Raw genomic sequence first — 9,596 nt, 5'->3', positions numbered from 1 at the left:
TTCCAACGCATCGTTTCCATCAACGTTTGCATATCATCCTTAATATAACTCGCTGCCGGCATAATCGAGTCAAAATTAGGTTTTGCATAAAAATATACCGAGCCGGTAACAAAATGTTGTATACTGTCTGTTAAATAAAACTGTGTGTTTGATGCAGCATTTCCTCCCACTTGATAAAACATACCATAAACCTTATCTTTAGTGTTGATAAAAGGCGTTTCTAAAATGTCATCCGCTTTAATCACGTGCTCGTAGGTAAGTTTTTGAGCATCTTTCAGTAAAATATCAATATTATCATTGACTTTTCGGTAAGTTAAATAAACAGTAGCTTTCATTTTTGGATATTCTATGGTTACGCCACAATCTTCCTTTATTTTAACTTTGGTATCGGTGTTATAGTCAAAATTAAATGGACATGGACTATCAAAATCCATATAATTTGACATTTGATAATCCAAACGTAATTGAGCCGTAGGTTTCGGCAAGACATCTTCTTTACAAGCCATAAAAAAACCCAAGATTATGAATAACCCAAAATACAAACTCTTTTTACGCATCTAAAGTCACTTTAATTTGTTTTACCCGTTTCTTGTCAACCGACTCAATAGTAAAAAGACATTTGTCAAAAGTGATTTTTTGTCCTTTCCGTGGAAATGTTCCAATGATTTCCAAAATAAAACCGGCTAATGTTTCAGCTTCTCCTTTATTATTTTCAAATAAATCTTCATTTACTTCAACAATTCTATAAAAATCTTTCAAGTTAATCTTCCCTTCAAATAAAAAATTCTTTTCGTCAATTTGAGAATAATTTATGTTTTCATCGTCAAATTCATCACTGATATCACCCACAATTTCTTCGATAATATCCTCTAATGTAATCACACCTGAAGTTCCTCCATATTCATCAACCACAATCGCTAAATGATTTTTCATGCTTTGGAAATCTTTCAATAAATTATCCAGTTTTTTGTTTTCTGGTACAAAAAGTGGTTCTCTCAACAAGGCGGTCCAATCAAATTCTTTTTTATCAATGTGTGGTAATAAATCTTTGACGTATAAAACGCCTTCAATCTTATCAATATTGTCTCGATAAACCGGTATTCTAGAATACCCTTTGTTTAAAATTTTGGCAATCACTTCTATAAATGATTCTTCTATCTCTAAGGCAAACAAGTCAATTCTCGGACTCATCACTTGGCTAGCATCAGTGTTTCCGAAGGACACAATCCCTTCCAGAATTTTTTGTTCTTCTTGTGATGTATCTTCAGACGATGTCAATTCCAATGCCTGGGACAATTGGTTAACCGAAATATTAGATTTTTGTTTACCTAATTTATTTTCCAAATAGATTGTAATGGCACGCATTGGCATATTAATTGGTGTCAACAACATATTCAAAATAGCTATTGGGGACGCTATCTTTTTAGCAAATTTTACATTGTTTCGGTTAGCATAAACCTTGGGCAAAACCTCCCCAAAAAATAAAATTAAAAAGGTAACAACACCTACTTCGATTGCAAAACGAAGCCAGTCAAACTTAATTTGACTAAATAATTCTTCTTTTATAAAAGAGAAAATGATAACAATACCAATATTAATAAAATTATTTGCAATTAATAAAGTAGCCAATAGTTTTTTTGGTTTGCTAAGTAAGGCAGAAATAATATTTCCTTTAGATTGGTTTTGAGCAGTTGCCTCGTCGATATCTTTATTAGATAATGAAAAAAGAGCTACTTCAGCTCCAGAGATTAAGGCAGAAAATAAAAGCAAAACGAGAATGCCCAAAATTCCTAAGAGCAAACTCGTATCTATATTTTGCAACAAACTCGACGGTTCAGGGTCCAAATTTAATTATATTGGTTAAACATTAATAGGGTAAATCATCTTGATTACCGCTACCTCTTTGGGCTTCAAAATTAGTGTTTTTATTTGGTTCCGGCATTGAAGGAACCTGTTGTTTATTTAACTCTGTTTCCTTCTTAGTAGTTAAAAAAGTAAATTCAGTTACTTGAATTTCTGTAGTATATTTTGTTTGACCATCTTCCGCTTGCCATTGTCTGGACTTTATTCGCCCTTCAACATAAATTTTATCTCCTTTTGAAAGGTATTTTTCGCAAATTTCAGCAGCTTTATTTCGAACAACCAAGTTATGCCATTCCGTTGATGTTATTTTTTCATTGGTAGTTTTATTAATATAAACTTCATTTGTTGCCAAAGGAAACCTACCAATACAATTACCACCATCAAAATAATGCATTTTCACATCGTCACCTAAATGACCTATTAACATAACCTTATTTAAAGTTCCATTCATAATATTTTGTTGTTTTTGGACAGTATCAAAGTTACGAATTTAATAACAGTTTAAAAATACTTTTCAATAAAATTAAAAATCACAATAGGAAACGGTCTCTTTTTGATGGATTCTTTTGACTTTGCATTTTGCAATTTTCCATTTACTTGAATATTCCAAAATCTGATTTTCAACCGTTGATGGGATAAAATATGCAAAACACTTTTTCCTTCGTAGGCATTAATAGACATTATTTCATTTGAAAAAAATTTCTCTTTATTGATTTCATCTGTAATTTCTTTCTCTGTAAATTCAATAAAAGATTCAATTAAGGGAAATTCATAAAGATTATGCCAAATTCCTTTTTCGGTCCGCTGTTGTATAATTGAATTTCCAAGTTCATCTTCAAATACCAAATAATTAAAAAAACGTTCGGTCACTTTTGTCTTTTTTAATTTAAACGGGAGCTGATTTACTTTATTTTTTTGCAATGCGACACAACTATCATTCAAAACACAAACAGAACAATTTGGATTTTTTGGCACGCATTGCAACGCTCCAAATTCCATAATAGCTTGATTAAACTGCAAAGAATTCCTTTTATCTAATACTTCATAAGCCAAAGCTGTAAACTCTTTTTTGGCTATTGTTGAGGAAATATCAGTCTCCACATCAAAATAACGAGCTAACACGCGAAAAACATTCCCATCTACAACAGGAACCGGCTCATTAGAACTAAAAGAGGCAATTGCTGCAGCTGTATATGTTCCTATTCCTTTTAATTTTAATAATTCCTGATAAGAAGTCGGGAAATTCTCACCCAAATCAAAAGCAACTAATTGAGCTGTTTTATGAAGATTTCGAGCACGAGAATAATAACCGAGTCCTTGCCAAAGTTTTAAAACTTGCTCTTCTGATGCATTTGCTAAATCAAATACCGTAGGAAATGTCTCCACAAAGGCTATATAATAAGGCAAACCTTGGGCAACTCGCGTTTGTTGTAAGATGATTTCTGAAAGCCATATTTTGTAGGGATTTGTAGTGTTTCGCCAAGGCAAATCACGTTTATTTTCTAAATACCAAGATATAAGCCGATTAGAAAAAGTCATAATTTTAATTTGGTTAACAAAAGTATAAGTTTATGTGATTAAATTTTAATCAATTATGCTTGAATAATTGTTTTTTTAATTTGTATATTTGCACTCTTAAAAATTTACACATAAATAACTAATACGAAAGAAAATGACGAAAGCAGATATCGTAGCGAAGATTTCAGAAAAATTAGGACTTGAAAAAGGTGATGTTCAAGCAACTGTAGAATCTTTTATGGAAGAAGTTAAAAACTCATTAGAAACTGGCGACAATGTTTATTTAAGAGGTTTTGGAAGCTTTATTATCAAAACAAGAGCTGAAAAAACAGGAAGAAACATTTCAAAAAACACAACAATTAAAATTCCTGCTCACAACATTCCGGCATTCAAACCAGCAAAGGTTTTTGTTGAAGGTGTGAAAACCAACACTGAAGTAGCAGTATAACTCATTTATTAATACCAAAAAGATCACACTATGCCAAGTGGAAAAAAGAGAAAGAGACATAAGGTAGCGACGCACAAGCGTAAAAAAAGAGCGAGAGCTAACCGTCACAAAAAGAAAAAGTAGTTTACACTACTTTTTTCTTTTACAAAAAGTTCTTTGAAATGAAACAGTAAAAAACAATAACTGTTTCACCGGGTACAAAACTACCTGTTTAAAATATTGTTTAATCCATCTGTACAATTAAGTTGGTGTTGAGTAGTTTCAAGTTTCAAGTTTCAAGTTGGTTATGCCAATTTTTACTTCTATCTTCTAACTTCCATCTTCCGGCTAAAAGGTATAGATAAAAATTTACAACGTGAATAAAGAATTGATCATCAGGTCAGGTTCTGAAGCTGTAGATTTTGCCTTATTAAAAGATGGAAAACTAGTAGAATTACACAAAGAAGAAGAGCAAAAAAGCGGCTTTCAGGTGGGTGATATTTTTATCGCCAAAATCAGAAAACCTGTTCCTGGGCTTAACGCGGCTTTTGTGCATTTAGGTTTCGAAAAAGATGCCTTTTTACACTACCACGATTTGGGTCCAAACTTATCTTCGATGTTGAAATTCACCAAACTTGTAAGCACAGGTAAACAAAAAGATTTCTCCCTTAAAAACTTTCAGTTTGAAAAAGAAATTGACAAAGATGGCACCATCACCGATGTGTTGAGTGCAAATCAGTCGGTTTTAGTACAAATCGTTAAAGAACCTATCTCTACCAAAGGTCCAAGAATTAGCTCTGAGCTTTCTCTGGCCGGAAGGTATATAGTTTTAGTGCCGTTTTCTGACCGCGTTTCTGTTTCACAAAAAATAGAATCGAAAGAAGAAAAAGACCGTTTAAAGAAACTTGTACAATCTATCAAACCGAAAGGATTTGGTGTTATTGTTCGCACAGTAGCAGAAGGCAAAAAAATAGCCGAATTAGACCAAGACATGCAGAATTTACTCAGTAAATGGACTGCAATGTGTAAAAAATTACCAACGGCTCATCATCCGTCTAAAGTATTAAGTGAAATGAACAGAGCTTCATCAATACTCAGAGACGTATTTAATGATTCCTTCACCGGAATTTATATTGATGATGAAGAGTTGTTTGAGCAAACCAAAGAATCAATTGAAGAAATTGATCCTTCAAAAGTGAACATTGTCAAACTTTACCAATCAAAGGAATTGCCCATTTTTGAAAAATACCATATTGAAAGACAAATCAAAACGTCTTTTGGCAGAACGGTATCAATGAGCAAAGGAGCTTATTTAATTATTGAACATACAGAAGCTCTTCATGTCATCGATGTGAATAGTGGAAACCGTTCCAATAAAGCTCAAAATCAAGAAGACACAGCCCTGGAAGTAAACATGATTGCAGCAGCAGAAGTTGCCAGACAATTGCGTTTACGGGATATGGGTGGAATTATTGTAGTCGATTTTATCGATATGCAAAATCCTGAAAACCGAAAAGTCCTTTTTGAATTCTTGCGAGAGGAAATGAGTGATGACAAAGCAAAACACAAAATCTTACCACCAAGTAAGTTTGGATTAATCCAAATCACGCGACAACGAGTAAGACCGGAAGTCAACATTAAAACAAGAGAAGAAGATCCTAACAATGGAACAGGAGAAATAGATGCTCCAATTCAAGTTATTGATAAAATTAATCTCGATGTTGAACGACTAAAAAATCATAAAAAGCTGGTGCTTAATGCCCATCCTTTTGTGGCCGCATACCTAACCAAAGGTTTTCCATCATTACGTTCAAAATGGTTTTTTGAACATAAAAAATGGGTGAAAATTATACCTCGTGATGCTTACACGTTTTTACAATACCAATTTTATGATAAAGAGGGTAATGTAATAAAAGAATAAAATTGAACGTCTGCCATTTATTTGGTGGACGTTTTTTTTTAGAATAATTTCACAGAATTTTCATTTTTGACACGAATTTCACTAATTTACACGAATTATAAATTTTTTATCTTAAAATGTCTGTTTGTTTTTTAATTATCTAAAAAACTACAAATTTCAAAGGATTTTCAACGTCTCGTCTCCCCCTCCTTAGGAGGGGGTTGGGAAGAGGTTAAAAAAAATTTATCCTATGAAAACAAAATTAATTTTTATCTTTTTATTTTGGATTATATTCCAAACCACAACCTCAGCCCAGTTGGGTTGCACGGATGTTTTGGCTAGAAATTATAATCAAAATGCAGTTGAAAACGATGGAAATTGCTGTTATAAAAGACTAAAAATTAAGAAATTTACTTCAGTTGTTTTGAACGATATGCTCAATGAAACCTCTAGTTTGGTGGAGTGGGAAAATCACCTTTATACTCACAATGACGACACCGATTTACATCTTTATCAATTAGATAAAAAAGGTGCTATCACAAAAAGCATTAAATTAAATGGTATAAAAAACAAAGATTGGGAGGAACTCACTCAAGACGAAACCCACTTTTATTTGGGTGATTTCGGCAATAATGCCAGCGGAAACAGAAGCGATTTAACCATTTTTAAAATAGCCAAAAACTCCTTATTTGATAATCCAAAAATAGAAACTATCTCTTTTTCATATCCCGAACAAACCGATTTTTCCATTCAAAAGAGCAACACTACTAACTTTGATTGCGAAGCTTTTATTGCTACTGAAAATGAACTGATTCTATTTACCAAACAATGGAAAAATAATCAATCCGCTGTTTATCGTTTACCCAAAACAGCCGGGAAATATTCAGCAGAATATATTACAACCCTAAAAGTAAACGGATTGATTACAGGAGCAACTTTTGTAGAAGGGAAAAACCTCATCGCTCTTTGTGGACATACCAAAAAGCTAAAACCATTTATGTATTTGATTTACGATTTGAAAAATGTAAACTTTGAAAATATTAACAAAAGAAAAATAAAATTGAAATTGCCTTTTCATCAAATAGAAGCCATTAGTTCAACCAACGGTATTGATTTTTACATTTCTAATGAACGGTTTTCAAGAAAAATTATTGGAACGGTTTTGCAACAACTGCATCATTTTTCGTTAGAATTTATGTCAAGATAAGCCAAAGACTCACTCCTGCTCCACTTCCACTTTTCGCTTAATTTCATTTCCTTTTTCATCAACTACGGTAACATAATGTATTCCGGATGCAACTATCAGTGGCATTTCATGAAAATTTTGTGTGATTCCCAAATAGGTATTATCCACATACCAATACAATTTTATATTAGGTTGCGAATGAGCCACTTTCAAAATCATCGGTTGTACTTCACTGTCAAAGTTTTTGGTTAAATAGATTTTACTATTGGTTTTAGGATAAATAAAATCCATCGCAGCCATTTGATTATCGGCACAATCCTGTCGAAAAGGTGGCAAAACCCAATAATCCATATTTTTATTTTTATAATACCATTCCATCACAGGAGGCAATACAAACCAAGGTTTTGTAACAATCTTATCTACATTTTCACAGCTACTATTCACCCTAAATTGTTCGGAAATATCTAAATGAATAAGTTTATGATATGGACATTGTTCGGTTTGCTTGGCCGAAACCGGAATCCATTGACTAACTTTCGGACAATTTTCATTGGCTAAGTAGCCACTTTTCAAACAAACTTCCACTTGTTGCATATTATTTAATGGTCTTTCAAACCAACTACTTCTAGGTAATAAGTTGAATACATCAAACAAAATCGGTGCTGCGTGACTTACTCCGGTTAATGAAGGACGACCTTCTCCTGTCGCATTTCCTACCCAAATTCCAACTACATATTTTGAACTCGATCCAACCGCCCACGCATCGCGATTACCAAAACTCGTTCCGGTTTTCCAAGCAATGGGTAAAGACGAATCATAAAACCGCCAAGCTTCATCTCCTTCAGGACGGTTTACTTCCTTCATCGCTTCATACGTCAGGTAAATTGAACCCGCCCCTACTATATTTTTTTGATAAGATAATTTTCCGAAATCCACTTTCTTTTCTACCTCATAATTCAACTCCGAAAATTCATTTTGTCGGTATTGGTATTTGTTAGCTTGATATTGATTTAGCGTTCCCGTCAGTCCGGCATAGGTTTTACACAAATCCCATAAATTGCTTTCCGCTCCACCCAAAATAAGTGACAAACCGTAATGATTAGGATGCTTATTCATGGTAGTAAAACCATATTGTTGTAATTGTTCATAAAACCGATATACTCCGAAATCCTGCAACATCAACACCGACGGAATATTCAACGACCGCGACAAAGCTCGTCTGGCAGGAACCGCTCCGTCATATGTTAAATTGAAATTCTGCGGACTATACCCTGAAATTTGTGTTGGAATATCAGGAACCAACGTGTTGGGCAACAACTCTCCATCATCCAACATTCCAGCAAAAAGTAAGGGTTTCAAAATACTTCCCGTGCTTCGTGGTGCAGAAATTATATCTACATCTTTTTGATGATTATTATCGGTGGGAGCATTGCCCACATAGCCAATAATATTTCGGGTTTCGACATCAACCACCAAAATGGCTAAATTATAAACTTCATTTTGTTTGTATTGGTAGTAATAATTTTGAGCAATTTGGTTCAATCGTTCTTGCAACGCAAAATCAATCGTGGTTTTTATTTTTTGTCCTTCTTGCTTTTTGGCTGTTTTTTGTAATAAATGCAGTGCCATTTGCGGTAAGTCAAATGGTTTTTGTGGCAACGGTTCTTGCAACGCCATTTCATACGAAAGTTGGTCTAAAACTTTATTTTCATACAATTTATGCAATAACTTATTGCGTTTTTCCAATAAACGTTGTTGGTTTTTTCCGGGATAAATTAAACTTGGAGCATTGGGTAAAACTGCTAATGTAGCTGTTTCTGCCCACGATAATTGATGCGATTGCACCCCAAAATACCGCCATGAAGCCATTTCTAATCCCACTACATTACTCCCAAACGGAGCATGAGCGGCATACAAGCTCAGAATCTCCTTTTTGGAATGCCTAAATTCCAACCGCGTTGCCAAAACTATTTCAATTATTTTTTCAAAATAGGTTCTGTTTTTTCCTTTTCGGGAAAGACGAATGACTTGTTGAGTTAACGTACTTCCTCCTCGAACCACTCTGTTAGCTTTGCTATTTTGTCGAAAAGCATTCCACATCGAAATCGGATTAAAACCCGGATGATAGTTAAAATGTTGGTCTTCAAAAGCAATAATACAGAGTTGAAACTTCTCCGGCACACTATCTGAAGCCGGAAACCGCCATTGTCCATCACGAGCGATTTTAGCTCCTAATAAATTGCCTTCTTTGCTTTCAATAACGGTGGAATACGGTTCGTTGAAAAGCGTTCGTGGTAAACAAAAATAATAGCCAATCATCAATAGCAAAATCAAAAGGGATTTGATTTTGTGTTGAAGGATTTTGGTTTTGGCTTTATGAAAGAGGTTTTTGAACACGGAAAAAGAATGCAAATTTGTTTTTTAACAACGGTAAAATTACAGAAATTATTGCATTAATATCCTTTCAGCACAACAAATAAATATACTATTTTGGGATTATAATCCTATTATATTATAATATTTTGGGGTTACAATCCTAAAATATTATATATTTTTACTGATTTTAAACTATTTTTACTACATTTGTGGTCATGATAGCGAGAGAATTACATCAAAATATCCTTGAAGATTGGGATAAAAAGAAAGCCATTGTGCTACTTGGTCCGCGTCAGGTGGGTAAAACAACCTTGATACAAAACCTT

At 33.7% G+C, this 9,596-nt stretch carries 8 protein-coding genes; 3 read left to right on the top strand and 5 right to left on the bottom strand.

The genetic code is table 11. The features are described from left to right. The 4 genes from gldD to mutY all read right to left on the bottom strand — a co-directional run. Nucleotides 1–557, bottom strand: a 557-nt coding sequence (gldD, locus tag ACIQ2Z_RS11650; protein ID WP_396184323.1) for a gliding motility lipoprotein GldD, incomplete at its 3' end; no start/stop codon positions are given. After that, complete coding sequence (locus ACIQ2Z_RS11645) at nucleotides 550–1,845, bottom strand: gliding motility-associated protein GldE (RefSeq protein ID WP_396184322.1); 1,296 nt, start codon at nucleotides 1,843–1,845, stop codon at nucleotides 550–552. The genes ACIQ2Z_RS11645 and gldD, both read right to left, overlap by 8 nt. A 22-nt stretch (nucleotides 1,846–1,867) precedes the next feature. Then, a complete protein-coding gene (locus tag ACIQ2Z_RS11640) occupies nucleotides 1,868–2,314 on the bottom strand; it encodes a single-stranded DNA-binding protein (RefSeq protein ID WP_396184321.1) in 447 nt (148 codons plus the stop codon). A gap of 50 nt (nucleotides 2,315–2,364) precedes the next feature. Beyond that, the gene (gene mutY / locus ACIQ2Z_RS11635; protein WP_396184320.1) at nucleotides 2,365–3,402 is read right to left on the bottom strand and encodes an A/G-specific adenine glycosylase; all 1,038 of its coding nucleotides are present in this window, start codon (nucleotides 3,400–3,402) and stop codon (nucleotides 2,365–2,367) included. 133 nt (nucleotides 3,403–3,535) lie between these two features. Here mutY and ACIQ2Z_RS11630 point away from each other — a divergent pair, with 133 nt between their 5' ends. The 3 genes from ACIQ2Z_RS11630 to ACIQ2Z_RS11620 all read left to right on the top strand — a co-directional run bounded on the left by ACIQ2Z_RS11630 (nucleotide 3,536) and on the right by ACIQ2Z_RS11620 (nucleotide 6,915). After that, on the top strand, nucleotides 3,536–3,829 hold the full coding sequence (locus ACIQ2Z_RS11630) for an HU family DNA-binding protein (protein WP_112085891.1): 294 nt from the start codon (nucleotides 3,536–3,538) through the stop codon (nucleotides 3,827–3,829). A 355-nt stretch (nucleotides 3,830–4,184) separates the two neighbouring features. Continuing rightward, entirely contained in the window at nucleotides 4,185–5,729 is a 1,545-nt protein-coding gene (locus ACIQ2Z_RS11625; RefSeq protein ID WP_396184319.1) for an Rne/Rng family ribonuclease, read from the top strand. 229 nt (nucleotides 5,730–5,958) lie between these two features. Beyond that, a complete protein-coding gene (locus ACIQ2Z_RS11620; RefSeq protein WP_396184318.1) occupies nucleotides 5,959–6,915 on the top strand; it encodes a T9SS C-terminal target domain-containing protein in 957 nt (318 codons plus the stop codon). A 9-nt stretch (nucleotides 6,916–6,924) separates the two neighbouring features. Here ACIQ2Z_RS11620 and pbpC read toward each other — a convergent pair whose 3' ends face one another. After that, entirely contained in the window at nucleotides 6,925–9,213 is a 2,289-nt protein-coding gene (gene pbpC, locus ACIQ2Z_RS11615; RefSeq protein WP_396184317.1) for a penicillin-binding protein 1C, read from the bottom strand. Between the last annotated feature and the right edge of the window lie 383 nt (nucleotides 9,214–9,596).

This window comes from Flavobacterium sp. (genome assembly GCF_044361015.1).
Taxonomy (GTDB): Bacteria; Bacteroidota; Bacteroidia; order Flavobacteriales; family Flavobacteriaceae; genus Flavobacterium.
Note: the sequence above shows the minus strand (reverse complement) of the source record. Positions and strands in the feature narration are given on the sequence as shown.